Origin of the sequence: Schnuerera sp. xch1 (assembly GCF_019931165.1) — a bacterium.
Lineage (GTDB): Bacteria > Bacillota > Clostridia > Tissierellales > Tepidimicrobiaceae > JAIOUP01.
Genome location: NZ_JAIOUP010000012.1, coordinates 19,773 through 39,557 on the forward strand (window position 1 = coordinate 19,773; position 19,785 = coordinate 39,557).

Genomic DNA, 19,785 nt, shown 5'->3' on the forward strand with positions numbered 1-19,785 from the left:
CTATTTTACCATCGCATTCCACTCAGTTGTTTCACCTGTATAAATTGATTTTACATCTTCAAGGGTTAGGTCTTCTGTAGGATTTGAATTGTTAACTATTACTGCAATACCATCTTGAGCTATTACTTCTGAAGTTAATTCAGCGAGTTCTGATTCTTTAAGTTCTCTTGATGCCATCCCTAAGTCAGCAGTACCTTCCATTGTTGATTGCATACCAGCTGATGAGCCTGTGGATTGAATTTCGATTGATACTCCTGAGTGAATTTCTTGATATGCTTCAACTAATTTTTCCATTACTGGAGTTACTGAAGTGGAACCTGCCACTACTAAGTTACCTTCTTGTTCACCATTTGCTTCATATGCTGTTAAATCATTTCCAATTTGTACATAACCTTCTTTTAATACAATTTCTTGACCTTCTGTACTTAATATGAAGTTTAAGAAATCTTCGGATAATGTGTTAAGTTTTCCTTTATATGCTATATTGAATGGTCTTGATATTTTATAAGAGTTATTTTGTACATTTTCAGCAGTAGCTTCTGCTCCTTCTATTTTCAAAGCTTTTACAGTATCATTTAAAGAGCCTAATGAAATATATCCTATACTATATTCATCACCAGTTACTGTGGTCATAACTGCATTGGTGCTGTTTTGAACAACAGCTTCAGTATAAGTTCTATCTGTTTCATTACCATTTTCACCTTTTTCTAATATTCCTACTATTTCTGTAAACGCTTCTCTAGTTCCTGAACCATCTTCTCTAGTTGCTACATTTATAGTACTACTTGCATCAAAATTACTTTCACTATTTTTAGCTGGAGAATTTGTGTTATCTCCTGTTTTAGCTGTATTATCATTTGAACAGCTAGCTATAATAGTCATTGTCATGATTGATACTAAAAAGATACTCCATATTTTTTTCATAATATAATACCTGCCTTTCGTTATATCTTTATTTTCAATATAAGTTTACAGAGAGAATGTAAAATCTGTTGCATATAGAATGTAAAATCTATGTAAAATTTTAAGTATATAAAAATAATATTTATTGCATGAAAAGCATATTAATGATATACTTTATAAGTAAATCCTTGCTCTTAATTAGAGCCGATAGTCCAAAAGGAGGTGAAAAACATGAGAAAATACGAAGCAGTGTTTATTTTTATGGCAAGTCTAGAAGAAGAAAAAAGAAATCAACTATTTGATAGATTAAAAGGTATCATAGAAAAAGATGGTACTATTTCTAATGTAGATGAGTGGGGGAATAGAAAGTTAGCATATGAAATAAATGACTTAACAGAAGGATACTATATTATTGTTAACTTCGAATCCACCCCTGAAGTTGTAGATGAGGTAGATAGAATAAGCAAAATCACCGACAGTATAATAAGACATATGATAATTAGAGAAGAAAAGTAGTCAATTAATTTAAGGTGGTGTTTTGGTTGAATAGTGTTGTGTTAATTGGAAGGCTTACGAGAGATCCTGAATTAAGGTATATCCCAAATACAGGGAGCCCAGTGGCCAGGTTTAGTTTAGCGGTAGATAAGCAGTTATCCAAGGAAAAGAAGCAAGAACTTGAATCAAAAGGACAACCAACAGCCGACTTTATAAACATCGTTGTATGGGGAAAACAAGCTGAGAATTGTGCAAATTATCTAGCTAAAGGAAGACTTACTGCAGTACAAGGAAGAATTCAATCTGGCTCTTACGAAGCAAAAGATGGTACAAGAAGGTATACAACTGACGTTGTAGCGTCGAGAGTTGAATTTTTAGAGTGGGGAAATAACAATAACAATTCTAATTTTGATTCTGATTTCAATAACTCAAATACGGATTTTCCAGGAGTAGATGGTTTCGATCCCGTAGACGACGATAACATTCCATTCTAAGAAGGAGGGAAGAAAGGTGCAAAGAAGATTTAGACCAAGAAAAAGAGTTTGCAATTTTTGTGCGGACAAAGTTGAACATATAGATTATAAAGATATAAATAAATTAAAAAAATATGTTACTGATAGAGGGAAAATTCTCCCAAGAAGAATTACTGGTAACTGTGCGAAACATCAAAGAGAATTAACAAGAGCTATAAAACGTGCAAGACAAATTGCATTGCTGCCATATAGTGCAGATTAAGAGAGGAATAACCTCTCTTTTTTGTTTGACATATAATAGTATACTCTGTATTATTTTAATAGGACTATATTTTAATATAACTTTTTATGAGCAAGTATTATGATAAAAGGGTGAAATTATGGACGAAAAGAGAGAAGTGGATATAATAAAAAATGTTAGAACTATAGAGTGGCTAAAAAGTGAACTATTAACTTCAGTGGCTTATCTATATAAGACTTTATCCGAAGGAGAAGATGACACCAATAAAGATTTAGAAGATACAATTTCTAATATTATGTTATTGTCTTTTCTATTAAGTAAACGATTAGGATTAGATTATGAAAATATAAGTTCTAATCTTGAGGACAAAATAAGATTAAATATATTAGAAGATCATAAAATTGAGAAATGGTATGGAGATCTAAGTGAACTGTTAGAGTTTATAAAATCCAAGCAAGAATAGGGGTGGAAATTTGAATACAGAATTGAAAAACAAGATAATGGAGACCATATTTGTATTAGTAATAGCTACAATATTTATGATAGTAGGTATGTATTATTTTCCATGGATAATCTTTTTATATCCTATCCTATTTATATTATTAGGGGTTAGACAGGGGCTAAATTTAGCAATAATAGGCTTAATTTTATCAACTTTATCTATTGGATTAATTATGGATATAATATCTGGTATAGTAATACTTATAACTTTTGCACCTTTAAGTATTACTATTATATATACTCTTAAGAAGAGAAAAAGTTCCACTGAAATTTTAGCTGTATCTACTTTAGTTTTTCTTCTGAGTGTCTTATTGATAATTGTAATGATGAATGATATAACTGGAGTTAATATTATTAGTCTGTTAACCAATATTATTAATCAGTTAAAAGAAGCTTTTGATCAATCGATTGATAATCAAATTGAAATATTGTACGAATTAAAATTATCTAACTATCAAATATTGCAGATTAAGGATTTAATAGAGGATACATTTCAATATATATTAACTATAACGCCATCTATGATTATAGTATTTTCCTTAATAACTGCATATTTAAATTATTTAATATCATCATTATCCCTCAGAAAATTAGGATATGGCATAGTTTTTATTCCCCGATTTTCAAGGTTTAAATTACCTAGAAATATTTTAGTAGGTATAGGAATTATGTTTTTGGTTACTTTTTCATTAAGTTATCTGGGAATGCATCACTCTGAGGCAGTACTCGTAAACTTAATTGTGCTTGCATTTTTTGTATTTTTCACTCAAGGTTTATCAGTGACATATTATAAATTAGCACAGTGGAAAGTTAATAAAATTACTAGGATGTTTATTGTATTGTTCATTATTATATTGTCATCAGTTCTAGGAGGAATAATTACGATTATAGGGGTACTGGATACAATATTTGACTTTAGAAGATTTAGAAGATCTGTTTAAATCCATTTAGGAGGATTATTATGAATAATAAAAATTCAATTAACATGAAAGATGGGAAACTATATTTAATAATCATAGGGGTCCTTATAGCTATAATTGCTTACTTTCAGCCAATTTTAGCATTGCTTCTTACTATTGCTTTAGCCTATTTAATCTACCAATATATCGCTACTATAAATAATAAGGAGAAAGAATGGACCAAATACATTGAAAGCTTAGCAGAAGAATTTGATTCGGTTACTAAGCATGCTGTATTTAATATGCCATTTCCTCTAGTAATGTTAGATTCAAACTATACCATATCATGGTATAATACAAGATTTTTTGACATGATTGGTGAAGAGAATATATTAAATAAGCCAATTAATGAGCTCATACCTTGCTTTAACATAGAAAAATTGGAAAAGAATTCTGATAATGAAGTACCTATAAATGTTGAATGCAATGAACAATATTATAGGGTTTACTATAATGTAGTGGAAAGTAAAAAAGGTAGTATTGTAATGCTATACTGGATTGATAATACTCATTATATAAAACTTTATAACAAGTCTATGGATAAGAGGATTTCGGTCTGTTTAGCATATATAGATAACTATGATGAAGTAAGAAATAACACTTCTGAAGTCAATAGGCCTCTAGTATTTGCAGAAATTGATAAAATCTTAAATTCTTTTGCTAATATGAATAAAGGATTAGTACGAAAGTACGAAAACGATAAATATATATTAATATTTGAGAGTAGATATTTAAAAGAAATTCAGGATAAAAAATTTGATATATTGGATAGAATTAGAGAAATTGATAAAGGAAATACAATATCAGTAACATTGAGTATGGGAGTAGGAACAAATGGAAATAATCCAAGTGAATGCTATGAATATGCAAGAGCCGCAATAGATATTGCATTGGGCAGAGGCGGAGATCAAGTAGTAGTAAAAGAAGATTATAATTTAAGCTTCTATGGTGGTAAAACCAAGGCAATAGAAAAGAGAAATAAGGTTAAATCTAGAGTTATATCCCATGCTTTAATGCAGCTTATTGATCAATCTGATGAAGTATTCGTAATGGGACACAAAAATGCAGACATGGATGCCTTTGGCGCATCATTAGGAATAATTAGAGCTGTTAAGAACAGGTATAAGGATGGATATTTGGTTTTAAGTGGATCAAATCCGTCTATAAAAAATGTCTATGATAGAATGATACGAGAAGAGCCTGAATATTTGGACTTGATTATTACTCCAGATAAAGCTAAAGATATGGTTAATGAATCGTCACTTTTAGTGGTAGTGGATAATCATAAACCTAGTTTTATGGAAGTTCCTGAACTTCTAGATTTGACAGATAAGGTAGTGTTGATTGATCATCATAGAAGAGGGGCAGAATTTATACAAGATCCAATACTTACCTATTTGGAACCATATGCGTCATCTACTTGCGAATTAGTAACGGAGATACTATATTATATGGAAGATAAATTAAAGATGACAAAATTTGAAGCAGATGCGTTACTAGCTGGTATAACTGTAGATACTAAAAACTTTACGTTTCAAACTGGAGTAAGAACCTTTGAAGCTGCTTCTATTCTAAAAAGAGCAGGAGCTGATACTGGAAATGTAAGTCAATTATTCAGAGATGATTTTGATATATTTTTACAAAAAGCGGAAGTAGTAAAGAATTCTAGGATAGTGTTTAATAAAATTGCCATAGGGAGATTAGAATTTGATTCAGATGATTCGGTTTTGATTGCAGCACAATCGGCAAATGAATTATTAAATATTAATGGAGTAGAAGCCTCTTTTGTGTTAACTCATTCAGAAGGTAAAATTCATATAAGCGGTAGATCACTAGGAAACCTGTCTGCTCAATTGATACTTGAGAAACTTGGCGGTGGCGGACATTTGACTAGTGCAGGGGCTCAAATTGAAGAAAAAACTATGGATCAGGCAGAAGAAATGCTTATTGATATTATAGATGATTATTTAAGGGAAGGTGATGAAGAATGAAGGTAATATTATTAAAGGATGTAAAGGGTTTAGGAAAAGAAGGAGATATGGTAAATGCCAAGGATGGATATGCTAGAAATTATCTTTTACCAAAAAAATTTGCGATAGAAGCAACACCAGCAAATACAAAGAAATGGAAAATAGATATGAAAAATAAAAAACAAAAAGAAAAAGAAGAGTATGAAAGTGCTCTTAAATTAAAGGAAAAAATTGAAAATTCTACTGTCGAATTAAAGAGTAAAGCAGGAGAAGGTGGAAGACTTTTTGGCTCAATTACATCAAAAGATATTTCAGGAGCATTAAAAAAGCAACATAATATAGATATAGATAAGAAAAAAATTGAAATGGACGATAATATTAAATCTTTAGGAGTAACTACTGTAGAAGTAAAGGTATATCCAGAAACTACTGCTACGTTAAGGGTCAAAGTAGTAGAAAAATAGCGAGGTGATTCAAATAGAAGCACAAGCATTAGGTAGAATTCCACCACATAGTTTAGAAGCAGAGCAATCTGTATTAGGTTCTATGATAATAAACAAGGAAGCTATAAACACAGCTATAGAGCAACTTCATCCAGATGATTTCTACAAAGAAGCAAATAGAGAGATATTTGAAGCCATAGTAAATTTATTCAATAGGAATGAACCAGTGGATTTAATCACTTTATCTGAGGAATTAAGAAAGAGAGGCACATTGGAGAATATTGGAGGGGTTACATATCTTGCCGATTTATCAGGAGGGATAGCTACAACTTCAAATGTTAAGTATTATTGTGATATAGTTGAAGAAAAATCTATATTGAGACGTTTGATAAAATCTTGCGACGATATAGTAGGTAAAAGTTATGAAGGCAGCGAAGAAGTTAACGCTATAATAGAACAAGCAGAAAAAAATATATTCGATATTACTCAAGGAAGACATAGAGATGGGTTTTCTCCATTAAAAAATGTATTGTTAGATAGCTTTTCAAAGATAGAAGAAATGGCAGCTAATCAAGGAGATTTAACTGGTCTTACTACTGGATTTATAGATATTGACAACAAGCTATCAGGAATGCAAAAATCTGACTTAATACTTTTAGCTGCACGGCCATCTATGGGTAAAACTGCTTTAGGCATAAATATTGCTACCAATTCGTCTATTAAAGCAAATGCTAATGTAGGAGTATTTTCTTTAGAAATGTCTAAAGAGCAACTTGTCCAAAGAATGATTAGTTCAGTAGCCCATGTAGATTTACAAAAGATAGTCAGTGGACGTTTAGATGAAGATGAATGGATAAAGATTATTGATTCTATGGGACCCTTATCTAAAGCTAAGGTATTTATAGACGATACAGCGGGAATATCATTGACAGAAATGAAAGCTAAATGCAGAAGATTGAAAATAGAAAAGGGGCTAGATTTAGTTGTAATAGATTATTTACAGTTGATGCAATTAGAAGGGAAGCAAGAAAATAGGCAGCAGGAAATATCTGCTATATCGAGAGGACTTAAAGCATTAGCAAAGGAAATGGATTGTCCTGTTATAGCATTATCACAACTTTCTCGTGCACCAGAGTTGCGTTCTGATCATAGGCCTATACTTTCAGACTTAAGGGAATCTGGAGCAATAGAGCAGGATGCTGATGTAGTATTATTTTTATACAGAGATGAATATTATAATGAGGATTCGGATAAAAAGAATATAGGAGAGGTAATAATAGCAAAACATAGAAATGGACCAACTGGAACTGTTGAATTAGTTTGGAAAAAAGAATTTACAAAATTCTTAAATAAAGAGAATTTTGGTGGATAGATTAAATAGTAAAAAAAAGGGTAGATATCCATTAAAAGACTAACCAATATGATTATTATAGGAGGGCTTTTATGGATATGAAGATTTTAAATGTAAATGAAACAATAAAATGGATTGGAATTTTAGACCCAGGCTTAATAACCTTTGATGTGGTAATGGAAACTAAGTATGGGACTACCTATAACTCATATTTTATAGATACAGATAAAAAGGCTATTATAGAAACATCAAAGGAACCTTTTAAGGATGTATATCTAGATAAGGTAAAGAAAGTAGTGGATTATGAGGATATTGATTATATAATTTTAAATCATACGGAACCAGATCATTCGGGGAACTTAACTCATTTATTGGACGTTGCGAAGAATGCAACAGTAGTGGCTAGCAAGTCTGCTATTAATTTTTTAAAGAATATGGTCGATAAAGAATTTAAATACATGGTTGTATCAGATGGAGATGAATTGAGCCTAGGCAATAAAACTCTTAAGTTTATATCAGCACCATTTTTGCATTGGCCGGATACCATGTTCACATATTTAGAAGAGGATAGTATATTATTTACTTGTGATGTATTTGGTTGCCATTATTGTGATGAAAGAATGTTTGATGATTTAGTTGATAATTTTGACGATGCATTTGAATATTATTTTAATGTAATACTAAAACCATTTAGTAACTATATGTTGCAGGCTATAAATAAGATAAAAGATTTGGATATAGATATTATTGCTCCAGGCCATGGTCCTATATTACGTTCGAATTGGAAGAAATACGTAGAATGGTCTAAGAAAGCATCAGAAGAAACAGAGAACAAACCTAAAAAACATAAAGTGTTTATGCCTTATGTTTCTGCTTATGGAAATACAAGAAAAATAGGAGAAAAAATAGCGGAAGGTATTAAGATGGTGGGAAATGTTGATGTAGAAATTAAGGATATAGAATTAGTAGATATATCCACTTTAGAGGAGAAGATAGAAAAAAGTACAGCTATATTAATTGGTTCTCCAACTATAAATCAAAATACATTAAGACCAATATATGAGTTATTTTCAGTTATCAATCCCATTAGAAACAGAGGGAAACTAGCAGGGGCCTTTGGGTCTTATGGTTGGAGCGGAGAAGCTATAAAAATTATAGAACAAAACCTTAAAAATTTAAAATTAAAAGTTCATGATGATGGAGTTAAATGCTGTTTTATTCCTTTCGAAGATTCTTACCAAGAAGCTTTTGAATATGGAAAAAACTTTGGCAAAAAATTGTTGGAAGATAAAAGATAAATTGATACTTCAGTAGTATCTCGAAAAAGGATTAATTCTTTTTCGAGATACTGTTTCACCTTATAGGATGATGAGAGAGGGTGTTTGAATGGAGTTGAAAGGAAAAAGAGTAAGAATTGCTCCTCTGAAATTAGAAGATGTTTATGCTATGAGAAACTGGGGGACTCATGAAAATCCTTTACTTTTTGATTATAATTTACCACCATTAACTGATGAAGAATTAAAGAATTGGCATTATTATAAGACAAGCGAAAGAAACAGAAAATACTTTAGTATATTTGACGAAGACCATAGGCTCATTGGCTATTTAGGAATTAAGTCCATACGAAAAATATTTAAGGATTCTGTATTAGGAATAGTTTTTGATCCAAATAATGTGAATAAAGGATATGGCACTGAGGCTATTACTACCTTTTTGGATTATTATTTTAATGAAATGAATATGAGGAAGATGTATTTGGATGTAGCTAAATTTAATAAAAGGGCTTTACGATGTTATAAAAAAAGTGGATTTAAGATTATAAATTTATATTTAGATGATTTTTTTGACCAAAATATAGATGTGAATAATTCGTATTTTGTAAAGGAAAAATCTTCTTTTATAATAAAAAAAGGAAGGATATATAATTATATCTATAGAATGAAGATAGACAAAGCAACTTATTTAAAAGAGAGGGATAAAATTGATACGACTAAATCAAAGAATCAAACAAAGCCAAATATTGAGTGACATATGCTTACCGTTAAATACAATAGAAAATAGATATTATGAGCATTTAAAACATACATATAAAGAAGCGCTGAAGGATATTAGATTGATGGTACTATATTTTGGGGTGGTAGTATGAACTTTATAATTCAAACCACAGATATTGATTTAGGAGATACTCCTATTGAGAATATATTTATAAATGATTTTATGCCTATGGCTAATGGCACTTATGTAAAAGTATATTTATTAGGATACAAATATGCCCATGATAAAGACGATAGTATTATAGTTGATAATAAAACTATATCTAAACATTTGAATATACCTTTAACAGATGTTTTAGGTGCGTGGGATTTTTGGGAGAGCAAGGGGATAATTGAAAAAAAATATGATGATGAAGATAATAAATTTAATTATAAGATTAAATTTTTAAATTTAAAGCAGCTCTATATAAAGAATAACTTTAAACCATTTGATACTAAAGATGAATCAGCTACAAAACCTTATACTTGTTCAGTTGAAGATCTGGTAGATGCAAATCAAATACCTGCAATTAATAGGATGTTTAATAATATTGATTATATTATGAGAAGACAATTGGTGCCAAATGAAAAACAGAAAATATTGGAATGGATATATAATTATAACATGAATCCAGATATTATTGAAAAGGCATTCTTTTATGGAATAGAAAAGAAGGGAAAGAGAAATTTCAATTATATAGGCGGAATAATAAGAAACTGGTATGATCAAGGCATAACAAATGTGGAAGCTTTACAGGAATATTTGAAAGCTAACGATGAAAAATACTTTAGGTATGAGAAGATCATGAAATATCTAGGATATGGAAATAGGTTTCTTACTGAGCCTGAGAAGAAAGTAATAGATAAATGGTTTGATAAATATAAATTTTCAATGGAAATGGTGTTAAAGGGATGTGAAAACACTAAAAAAACATCAAATCCAAACATCAACTATATTGATAGTATTTTAGGCTCTTGGCATAATAAAGGAATTAAAACAGTAAAAGAGATAGAGGAAAAAGATAAACCGCCTAAAAAGAAAGAATATAGACGCACTAAAAAGGATAATGACAGGAAACCAACTAAGACTAAATTCCATAACTTTGAACAGAGAACTGCGAATTATACAGCAGAACAGTTAGAAGAAATTGCAAAGAGGAAACGAGAGGAATACTATTTTAAACAAAAGGGAGAAAGTAAGTGATGTATAATCAAATTCTAAAGGATATTTTGAATAAGTATGAAAATAAAAGAGATAGAGCGATTAATGAGCAAAAACTTAGGATTAAAAAGGTATATGAAAAGGTACCTGAAATAAGGAAGTTAGATAAGAAAATAACAGAAACAGGACTACTTATGTCTAAAGCTATAATTGAAGATCCGGGAAATTATGAAGAGAGTATGAAAGATGTAAAAGAGAGATTGGAAAAGTTAAAGATGGAAAAAGCATACTTGCTCACAGAAAATAATATTCCATTAGATTACTTAGATGTTAAATACGAATGTTCAAAATGTCAGGATACTGGCTACTTACCTAATGGTAATAAGTGCAATTGCTTAAAACAATCCTTTATAAATAAAGCTTATGAAATGTCAAATATAGAAGGTGTTTTGAAAAAGGAAAACTTTCAAACTTTTGATATAAATATTTTTCCTGACGAACCTTTTGAAGAAGAAAGCATGACCCCTAGGGATAATATGAAAAACATTTCAAGCATAAGTGAAGGTTTTGTTAATAATTTTGATGAAAATAATGATGAAAATCTGTTATTTTATGGAACAACAGGATTAGGAAAGACTTTTATGTGTAATTGTATAGCAAAAGCCTTGCTTGATAAAAATAAGATAGTAATATATCAAACAGCATTTAAAATATTGGAGATTATAGAAAAACGTAGGTTTGGAAGAGATTCTAAAAGATTTAAAGATGAAGAATATGATTTACTATTTGATGCAGAATTATTAATTATTGATGATTTAGGTACTGAATTATCAAATACCTTTACGAATACTGAAATTTTTAATATAGTAAATACTAGACTTTTAGGAAGTAAGAGGACCATCATATCAACAAATTTGACTCCAAAGGAAATATCTGACACATATACTGATAGAATTTTTTCAAGGATATTAGAAAAATTTATACCTTTAAGATTTTTTGGACCAGATTTAAGATATTATAGATGGCAAACCCAATAGTATTAAATTTAAGTCTACTTGAAGGAGTAGGCTATTTTTATTATCACAAAATCATAAAGTTTAATTTAAATTTTGGAAAGATACAGATATTAGGTATAATTTATGATAAAATATAGTATAAATATTTGGTCGTGAAAGGAGAATAATAGTGGATGCTTGGGAAAGAAGAGAAAAAATACTGTATACTTTAAGGAAAAGTGAAAAACCTATAAAAGGGACAAAACTCTCTAAGATCTTTGGAGTTAGCAGACAAGTTATAGTTCAAGATATCGCATTATTAAGAGCAAGGGGAGAAGATATATTAGCTACACCCCAAGGATATGTAATTCCCAGTATGAATAAAGAAAATAAGTTGGTTAGAAAGATAGTTTGTAAGCATAATCGTTATGATGAAATAGAAGATGAATTAAAAACCATCATTGATTTAGGAGGTAAAATAATAGATGTTATTGTAGAACACTCTATTTATGGTGAGATTAAGGGTTCTCTTGAGATTAGTTCTAGATTAGATTTACAGGAATTTATGGTCAATTTAAAAGATGCTAAGGCAGAACCTTTATCATCCTTGACAGAAGGTATCCATATTCATACCATAGAGGTTGAGAACGAAAAAGTTTTTAAAAAAATAAAAGATGCCCTTAATAACAAAAAGTACTTGATAAATGAAGAATAAAATGATATATTTTTACAGTAAGGTGACAAGACACATGTATATACACATATTAATAATAGAGAGGTGGCTAATTTGACAAAGAGAAAACCAGATAAAAAAGGCAGTAATAGTACAAGAAATTATTTAGTTAAGATTTTGAACGGTATGGCACGAGGACTTTTTGCATCGCTATTAATAGGGCTTATAATTAAACAATTAGGTGTTCTTTTAAATGTTGAACTGTTGACCATATTTGGTGAAATTGCTCAAATGCTTATGGGACCAGCAATTGGTGTAGGAGTAGCATATAGTGTAGGAGCTCCTCCTTTAGGAATATTTGCTTCAGTAATAACTGGAGCCATTGGAGCGGGAACGATAACTTTTAACAATGATATTGCATTGATACAGATTGGGGAACCAGTGGGAGCTTTTATTGCTGCACTGCTAGGTGCTGAATTTTCTAAGTTAATTAGCGGTAAGACAAAAGTAGATATAGTGTTAGTTCCTCTTGCAACTATTATAATAGGTGGTCTAACTGGCTATTATGTGGGACCTATTATGAGCTCTTTTATGGGACTTGTAGGAAATATTATAAATAGAGCAGTAGAATTGCATCCATTTCCTATGGGAATAATTGTGTCAGTTTTGATGGGAATAATATTGACTCTACCTATTAGTAGTGCCGCTTTAGCTATATCTTTAAGTCTTAGTGGCTTAGCTGCAGGAGCAAGTACTGTAGGTTGTGCTTCTCAGATGATAGGATTTGCAGTAGCTTCATATAGAGAAAATGGATTTGGGGGATTCATAGCTCAAGGAGTTGGCACATCTATGTTGCAGATTTCAAATATAATAAAAAACCCCAAGATATGGATACCAGCTACACTTACTTCGGCCATTTTAGGCCCTGTTTCAACCATCTTATTTAAGATGGAAAGCAGTGCATCAGGAGCAGGAATGGGAACTAGTGGTCTCGTTGGCCAATTTGCAACTATTGAAGTAATGGGATCGAGTCTAGATGTATTGATTAAAATGGTCATGCTTCATTTTATACTTCCAGCACTTATATCATTCCTAATTTCGCAATGGATGAGGAAAGCTGGATATATAAAATATGGTGATATGAAATTATAATTTCCAATAATTACTTGATAACAACATTTATTTGTGCTATTATTCACAATAAAAGGATTTTATGTAATAGAATAAAAAGATTATAAAATCCGGTGAATAATAGGAGGTGAATATGGTACAGATTCTAGATGATTCTAACAAAAAAGTTACACTTTGGACGAGACAACATAAAGATATAATGAAAGAGTTAGAGGAAAAAGGAATATATAGAGTAAAAAAAGAATATATTCAAGAAAAAATGGATACAATATCAGACTATTATTTAAATTTATATGACTGGTATGTAAAGCATGCTGAGAAAATTGTACCAAGACCTGATGGGGTGACATATCCTATCTGGTTTTCTACGTCTTCAGAGATGATGTTACAGCCTACGGAAAATACGGTTATTCTAAAACTAGAAGTAGATAGAAATCTTGTTGTTATTACTGATTCTAATAAATGGGGATATGTAGTAAATTATTTTTATTTACCTGTTGATCATGAAGATGAAATAAAGCATAATAAAGAGCTTGAAAAGTATGGTATAGGAGATGAGTCTGCTTTAATAATGGAGGATAAAGGTAATTTTTACCCGTTATTAAGAAACAAAATTATTAATAGTTGGGAAAGATTATTTGAAGAATGTGATGAGCAAGATCCTTCGGCACAAGCAACTATGTGGGAAATTAAAAGAGAATGGATTGTAGATGTTATATATGGGTAAATGTTAAATAAGAAGAATAGAGGGGTCAAAGATGGTTAATCAAAATGATAATAAGAAGATTACATTATGGACATCACAAAGAAAAATTGTATTAGATACCCTTGAGAAAAAAGGGGTATATCATGTAAAAAGAGATTTTATTGTGAAAAAATACGGGGAAGTTTCAAATGTTTTCTTAGAGCCTTATAACTGGTTTGTTAATAAGGCAGAAAAAATGGTGCCAAAGCCTGAAGGAGCAGAGTATCCTATTTGGTTATTCACTGATTTAAAATATATAGATCATCATGGAGATAGTAAAATTTTAAAAATAAGTGTGGATAGAAATAAAGTTATTTTATTTGATCATCTTAAATGGAACCGAATATTAAATTTATCTTATCTAGCAAAAGACGAGAGAGATGCCAATGAATATGAAGAAATGTTAGAAAAGCAAGGTATTTATGATGAAACAGATATATATATGACAAGTTTTTATCCTCACTTAAAGATGAAGGTAAAAAAGAGTTGGGATAGATTATTTGATGATAATAATGATAATAATTTATTAACTACTAAGCAAGCAGCTCTATGGGAAATAAGAAAAGAGTGGATAGTTAGTTCATAGATAGGTAAAAAGTGTTAATGATTGTTTATACTGACTTATAATGCAAAATAATTGATATTTTTAATAAAATATGATATACTAATTAGTAAAATATCACATTGTGGCTATGAAAGGACCAAGTAGATGACAAAGCTTTTTTTAGAGAGCCAATGGGTGGTGAGAATTGGTAAAGCTTGTTGTTGAATCCAGCCTTGAGCTTATTTTTATATAAGTGAACCGAAAGGTTAACTAGGGTGGCAACGCGGGAATAACTCTCGTCCCTAATATATAGGGATTGAGAGTTTTTTTAATTATAAGAATAGGAGGTAAGAATATGCTTGATATCAAACGTATTAGGAATAATTCAAATGAAGTAAAAACAGGATTAGAAAAGAGACATGGAGATTTTCCAATTGATCGAGTGCTAAAACTTGATGAGAATCGAAGAAGTTTGTTGACTGAAATGGAACAAATGAAAGCTAAACAGAACTCAGTATCAAAAGAGATTCCAAAGTTGAAAAAAGAAGGGAAAGACATATCATCGATATTAGAAGAGATGAGAGAGCTATCAGATAAAGTAAAAAAAATGGATGAACAGATAAAGGAAATAGACAGTGAGCTAAGAGATGAATTATTGCATATTCCGAATGTTCCCCATGAATCCGTTGTAGAAGGGGAATCAGATGAAGATAATGTGGAAATAAGAAAATGGGGGGAGCCTACTGAGTTTGACTTTGATGCAAAGGCTCATTGGGACATAGGTACCGATTTAGACATATTGGATTTTGAAAGAGCATCTAAATTAACAGGAGCTAGGTTCTCGCTGTTTAAAGGTGCAGGAGCATTACTTGAAAGAGCTTTAATTAATTTTATGATTGATTTACACGCTGTAGATCATGGATTTACTGAAATGCTAACCCCATTTATGGTTAATAGAGAAAGTATGACAGGTACAGGGCAACTTCCAAAGTTTGAAAATGATATGTTTCACCTACCAAGCAAGGATTATTTTTTAGTGCCTACTGCGGAAGTACCATTAACAAACTTTTATAGAGATGAAATATTGGACGAAGAAATGTTGCCTATATACCTTACTGCATACACTCCTTGTTTTAGACAGGAAGCAGGTTCTGCTGGTCGTGATACTAGAGGGCTTATCAGAAATCATCAATTTGACAAGGTAGAGCTAGTTAAATTTTCGCTACCAGAAAACTCATATGATGAGTTAGAAAGTTTGACAAATAATGCAGAGGAAGTATTGCAAAGACTTGGGTTACCTTATAGGGTAGTAATATTGAGCACTGGAGATTTAGGATTTTCTGCAGCTAAAACCTATGATATAGAAGTATGGATGCCAAGCTATGGAAGATATGTGGAAATATCTTCTTGTAGTAACTTTGAAGACTATCAAGCTAGACGTGCAAATATAAGATATAGAAAGAAAGATAACAAAAAAGTAGAATATGTGCATACTTTAAACGGTTCAGGATTAGCTGTTGGAAGAACTTTAGCAGCTTTAATTGAAAATTATCAACAAGAAGATGGTTCAGTAACAATACCAGAAGTATTAAAACCTTATATGAGAGGTTTAGAGAAGATAACAAAATAATTTAATGAAAAAGGCTAAGTATACTTAGTCTTTTTTATTATCTAATAAGGAATAATAATATATAGATAGAATATATAATATTAATAGAACAATAAAATGGGAGGAAAAAATCTTGAGAAAGAGACGTCTATGTATTGTTATATTAGTTTTCTTAGCGATTGCTACAACTGGGTGTACCGAAACTACGAGTCAATATTCTACATTAGTTGTAGACGATTATAATGGTATTGATTTAAATATGATAGACCATTACGAAATAGACATAGACTTTGATCCGGAAAGCAAAATATATTCAGGTAATCAAATAGTTACATATGTTAATAATACAGAAGTAAAGTTACAAGAAATATACTTTCATTTATACCCTAATGCATATAGGGATTTAGAAACAGCACCTATATTATTTGAGGAAGAGATTAAAAATGGGGGATATAAACCTGGTTATATAGAGATAGAAAAATTAGAAGTAGATGGGGAAAAAACTGATTTTCAAATACAAGGTGAAGGGAATACTATTCTAAAAATAAATTTACCAAATACTTTAGACCCTAAGCAGAAAGTTAAGATAGACTTTAAGTATGAAGCTAAACTTCCTCTAAATATAGATAGGTTTGGGTATGGAGAAAATGTATTTAACTTTGGCAATTGGTATCCTATAGCTTGCGTATATGATATCAATGGATGGAATACCGATCCATATTATAATATTGGAGATCCTTTTTATAGCAATATAGCTAACTATGACGTTACTATTATAGTTCCCGAAGATGTAATAGTAGCTACAAGTGGCAATGTAATTGAAGAGAAAGTAAAAAGAGACAAAAAGACATATATAATTGAGGGAAGGCTTATTAGAGATTTTGCATGGGTAGCCAGTAGTGATTTTATAGTAGAAGAATCTACAGTAGAGGGTATAGCTATAAAATTATATGCCTTAAAGGATAATCAAAATATAGCAGATTTTGCTTCCAAAGTTGGAAGTAAAACAATAAAGATGTTTAGTACATTATATGGGAAATATCCTTATGGAGTATATTCTATAGTTATGACCGACTTTCCAAGCGGCATGGAATATCCTGGCATAGTATTTATAAATAAGGATTATTATAATGAGTCGGGGAAAGACTACTTAGAGCAGGTAATCGTTCATGAGACTGCTCATCAATGGTGGTATGGGGTAGTTGGAAATGATCAAGTTGATGAAGCTTGGCTAGATGAATCCTTAGCTACCTATTCGGAAGTAATATATATGTATAATACATACGGTAGAGCAAAGGCTGATGATTATTACAATTATACTTGTGAATTGGCTTATGAATATGGAAAGGATTATTTAGAAGCAGATGAAATAATAAACAAACCACTAGATGAATTTGAGGGTTGGAATGATTATGGGCTTTTAGTATATACAAAAGGTGCTATGTTTATAAATGAAATAAAAGAGGAATTTGGTATGGAAACATTATATAAAATATTGAGTAGATATTATGAGACATATAGGTTTCATAATGGAAATACGAGGGATTTCATAGATATATGTCAACAAATAACAAATACATCATTTAAAGATAAAGTAGATCAATGGCTATATGATAAATAAATGGAGGGTGAAACCCTCCATTTAAGCTTAATATTTTTTATGCCCAAAGCCACCAAATAATATTACTAGGAGTAGGAAGAAGAATAGTAAGCTACTATCATCTCCATCCCAGAATCCACCTTTCATGTCACTCATATCTTAAACCTCCTTTTATGATATTGTATTTAGCCTAATACATTATATAAAGAAAGAACGATAAGTGTTACTAACTAAATATGATAATTTTTACATATAATTAATTAAAACTGTTTCAGTTAAAATGATATACATTGACAAGAATAAAAAAATGTTGTAAAATATATAAACATGAATATTAGTTGTGCATCCGTAGCTCAGTAGGATAGAGCAGCGCCCTCCTAAGGCGTGTGTCGGGGGTTCGACTCCTCTCGGGTGCACCATATTATTTTGGTGATTATTATGGATGAGATGTATATGCGTTTGGCATTAAAAGAAGCATATAAAGCGTTTAGCACCTGCGAAGTACCTATAGGTGCTATTGTTGTCCATGATGGAAAGATAATTGGGAGAGGTTATAACAAAAGAGAGACAACTAAAGATCCTACATCTCATGCAGAAATTATTGCCATAAAAGAAGCTAGTCAATATTTAAGTGGTTGGAGACTTTTAGATTCTACTATGTATGTAACTTTAGAGCCTTGTGCTATGTGTGCAGGGGCAATACTCAACTCAAGAATAGATCGTCTTGTAATAGGTGCTATGGATTTAAAAAGAGGTTGCTGTGGTTCTGTTATGAACTTGTTAAATAACCCTCACTTTAATCACATTGTAGATATTACCTATGGAGTATTGGAAGAGGAATGTAGCTTGCTAATAAAGAAATTTTTTAAGGATTTGAGAAAAAATAAATAATGGAGAGATGTCCGAGAGGTTTAAGGTGGTGGTCTCGAAAACCATTGTACAGTACATTCTGTACCGAGGGTTCAAATCCCTCTCTCTCCGCCAGAATATAAACTTTATATCAGTATAAGAAAATATACCATAGAATAGAAGAATTTGCTGACGGTTTTAAAGAAAGGAGATATTATGTTTACTAAAGAGATGGTCATACTAGATATTGTAGCAGACTATCCTGAAACAGAACAGGTCTTTAGAATGTATGATGAAATAGCAGAAAAATGTGTTATGTGCAACAATCTATTTGAAACTTTAGAGGAATTTACTACACTATATAAGATAAATTTAAATGATTTGATTAATAAATTAGATAATGCGGTGAAATCTGATTAGATTCATCAAAAGCTTTTACTTTTGAGTTTTTGGTGAATATATATAGGTACAAAGATAATGGATAAAGGGTACAATAATTAAGGAGAATTCCATGAATATTGAATTACTTTTAGAAAAGGTTATTCCATATATCGCAGGTTTATTAGAAGCTATAGGTGTATTTGTTATAGTTGTAGCTTCTTGTAAAGCTATTATTAAACTTATAAAATTTAAATTTGACCTTAGTAATGAAGATATAAAAATTGAACTATCTATGGCTATGGCTTTAGCTTTAGACTTTAAATTAGGTGCAGAGATATTGAAAACTGTTACTGTTAGGAATTTAGATGAATTTTTTGTATTAGCTGCTGTAACGATATTAAGAATAATAATAAGTTTTGTAATACATTGGGAGGTAAAATCCAAAGAAAGGAAAGATGAGATAAATAGGGCTAAGGATGAAATAAGCACTTATAAATAATTTACAAGTTATTAAATTAGAAATATTAATAACGGAGAAGAGATTCTCCGTTATATTTTTTGAAAAAATAAGATTTCATGAGAAAGGTCAAAGAAAGTCAAAATAATTAAAAATATTTTATCTTAATGTTTGATTAACATAATATTTGGAAGTTGAATAATAGTATATTAGGTGATATATTTTAATTAAAGTCAAAGTAAGTCAAAGTAAAACTAGAGGAGGTAGATC

22 protein-coding genes and 2 tRNA genes are annotated in these 19,785 nt (G+C 30.6%); 23 read left to right on the top strand and 1 reads right to left on the bottom strand.

Annotated elements, in window-relative coordinates; translation table 11 throughout:
• Entirely contained in the window at window positions 1–924 is a 924-nt protein-coding gene (locus K8M07_RS09085) for a substrate-binding domain-containing protein (RefSeq protein WP_223378015.1), read from the bottom strand.
• A gap of 210 nt (window positions 925–1,134) precedes the next feature.
• Between K8M07_RS09085 and rpsF the strand changes: the two genes are divergently transcribed.
• The 23 genes from rpsF (at window position 1,135) to K8M07_RS09200 (ending at window position 19,557) form a co-directional block, all read left to right on the top strand.
• Window positions 1,135–1,419, top strand: coding sequence for a 30S ribosomal protein S6 (rpsF, locus tag K8M07_RS09090; RefSeq protein WP_223378017.1), 285 nt, complete (start codon window positions 1,135–1,137; stop codon window positions 1,417–1,419).
• 26 nt (window positions 1,420–1,445) lie between these two features.
• Window positions 1,446–1,892, top strand: a complete 447-nt coding sequence (locus K8M07_RS09095; RefSeq protein WP_223378018.1) for a single-stranded DNA-binding protein — start codon at window positions 1,446–1,448, stop codon at window positions 1,890–1,892.
• A 16-nt stretch (window positions 1,893–1,908) separates the two neighbouring features.
• Window positions 1,909–2,133 carry a 30S ribosomal protein S18 gene (rpsR, locus tag K8M07_RS09100; RefSeq protein WP_223378019.1) on the top strand — a complete coding sequence of 75 codons (225 nt, stop codon included), beginning with the start codon at window positions 1,909–1,911 and terminating at the stop codon, window positions 2,131–2,133.
• A gap of 118 nt (window positions 2,134–2,251) precedes the next feature.
• Entirely contained in the window at window positions 2,252–2,575 is a 324-nt protein-coding gene (locus tag K8M07_RS09105; RefSeq protein ID WP_223378021.1) for a MazG-like family protein, read from the top strand.
• 10 nt (window positions 2,576–2,585) lie between these two features.
• A complete protein-coding gene (locus K8M07_RS09110) occupies window positions 2,586–3,554 on the top strand; it encodes a DUF2232 domain-containing protein (RefSeq protein WP_223378024.1) in 969 nt (322 codons plus the stop codon).
• Between the two features lie 20 nt (window positions 3,555–3,574).
• Window positions 3,575–5,563 carry a DHH family phosphoesterase gene (locus tag K8M07_RS09115; protein WP_223378026.1) on the top strand — a complete coding sequence of 663 codons (1,989 nt, stop codon included), beginning with the start codon at window positions 3,575–3,577 and terminating at the stop codon, window positions 5,561–5,563.
• The gene (gene rplI / locus K8M07_RS09120) at window positions 5,560–6,006 is read left to right on the top strand and encodes a 50S ribosomal protein L9 (protein WP_223378028.1); all 447 of its coding nucleotides are present in this window, start codon (window positions 5,560–5,562) and stop codon (window positions 6,004–6,006) included. Before K8M07_RS09115 ends, rplI begins: the two co-directional genes overlap by 4 nt.
• 4 nt (window positions 6,007–6,010) lie before the next feature.
• Window positions 6,011–7,357, top strand: coding sequence for a replicative DNA helicase (gene dnaB, locus K8M07_RS09125; RefSeq protein WP_411741966.1), 1,347 nt, complete (start codon window positions 6,011–6,013; stop codon window positions 7,355–7,357).
• Window positions 7,358–7,428: 71 nt separating this feature from the next.
• Window positions 7,429–8,634: an FprA family A-type flavoprotein gene (locus K8M07_RS09130; protein ID WP_223378030.1), complete on the top strand. Its 1,206-nt coding sequence runs from the start codon at window positions 7,429–7,431 to the stop codon at window positions 8,632–8,634.
• A gap of 88 nt (window positions 8,635–8,722) precedes the next feature.
• Entirely contained in the window at window positions 8,723–9,364 is a 642-nt protein-coding gene (locus tag K8M07_RS09135) for a GNAT family N-acetyltransferase (protein WP_223378032.1), read from the top strand.
• A gap of 114 nt (window positions 9,365–9,478) precedes the next feature.
• The gene (locus K8M07_RS09140; RefSeq protein WP_223378034.1) at window positions 9,479–10,573 is read left to right on the top strand and encodes a DnaD domain-containing protein; all 1,095 of its coding nucleotides are present in this window, start codon (window positions 9,479–9,481) and stop codon (window positions 10,571–10,573) included.
• Window positions 10,573–11,568, top strand: coding sequence for an ATP-binding protein (locus K8M07_RS09145; protein ID WP_223378037.1), 996 nt, complete (start codon window positions 10,573–10,575; stop codon window positions 11,566–11,568). The genes K8M07_RS09140 and K8M07_RS09145 overlap by 1 nt, the downstream gene beginning before the upstream one ends.
• A gap of 148 nt (window positions 11,569–11,716) precedes the next feature.
• Window positions 11,717–12,241, top strand: a complete 525-nt coding sequence (locus tag K8M07_RS12795) for a transcription repressor NadR (RefSeq protein ID WP_223378039.1) — start codon at window positions 11,717–11,719, stop codon at window positions 12,239–12,241.
• A 72-nt stretch (window positions 12,242–12,313) separates the two neighbouring features.
• Window positions 12,314–13,351 carry a PTS sugar transporter subunit IIC gene (locus K8M07_RS09155; RefSeq protein WP_223378041.1) on the top strand — a complete coding sequence of 346 codons (1,038 nt, stop codon included), beginning with the start codon at window positions 12,314–12,316 and terminating at the stop codon, window positions 13,349–13,351.
• A gap of 112 nt (window positions 13,352–13,463) precedes the next feature.
• Window positions 13,464–14,057: a DUF3841 domain-containing protein gene (locus K8M07_RS09160; RefSeq protein ID WP_223378042.1), complete on the top strand. Its 594-nt coding sequence runs from the start codon at window positions 13,464–13,466 to the stop codon at window positions 14,055–14,057.
• A gap of 31 nt (window positions 14,058–14,088) precedes the next feature.
• Complete coding sequence (locus K8M07_RS09165; RefSeq protein WP_223378044.1) at window positions 14,089–14,661, top strand: DUF3841 domain-containing protein; 573 nt, start codon at window positions 14,089–14,091, stop codon at window positions 14,659–14,661.
• 313 nt (window positions 14,662–14,974) lie between these two features.
• Window positions 14,975–16,249 carry a serine--tRNA ligase gene (serS, locus tag K8M07_RS09170; protein WP_223378046.1) on the top strand — a complete coding sequence of 425 codons (1,275 nt, stop codon included), beginning with the start codon at window positions 14,975–14,977 and terminating at the stop codon, window positions 16,247–16,249.
• 112 nt (window positions 16,250–16,361) lie between these two features.
• Complete coding sequence (locus K8M07_RS09175; protein WP_223378048.1) at window positions 16,362–17,849, top strand: M1 family metallopeptidase; 1,488 nt, start codon at window positions 16,362–16,364, stop codon at window positions 17,847–17,849.
• A gap of 321 nt (window positions 17,850–18,170) precedes the next feature.
• Window positions 18,171–18,247: transfer RNA gene (locus tag K8M07_RS09180), tRNA-Arg, on the top strand.
• 19 nt (window positions 18,248–18,266) lie between these two features.
• Entirely contained in the window at window positions 18,267–18,719 is a 453-nt protein-coding gene (gene tadA, locus K8M07_RS09185) for a tRNA adenosine(34) deaminase TadA (protein ID WP_223378050.1), read from the top strand.
• Between the two features lies 1 nt (window position 18,720).
• Window positions 18,721–18,812 (top strand) — tRNA-Ser (locus K8M07_RS09190).
• An 81-nt stretch (window positions 18,813–18,893) separates the two neighbouring features.
• On the top strand, window positions 18,894–19,097 hold the full coding sequence (locus K8M07_RS09195; RefSeq protein ID WP_223378052.1) for a hypothetical protein: 204 nt from the start codon (window positions 18,894–18,896) through the stop codon (window positions 19,095–19,097).
• A 91-nt stretch (window positions 19,098–19,188) separates the two neighbouring features.
• Window positions 19,189–19,557, top strand: coding sequence for a DUF1622 domain-containing protein (locus K8M07_RS09200; RefSeq protein ID WP_223378054.1), 369 nt, complete (start codon window positions 19,189–19,191; stop codon window positions 19,555–19,557).
• Window positions 19,558–19,785: the final 228 nt, after the last annotated feature.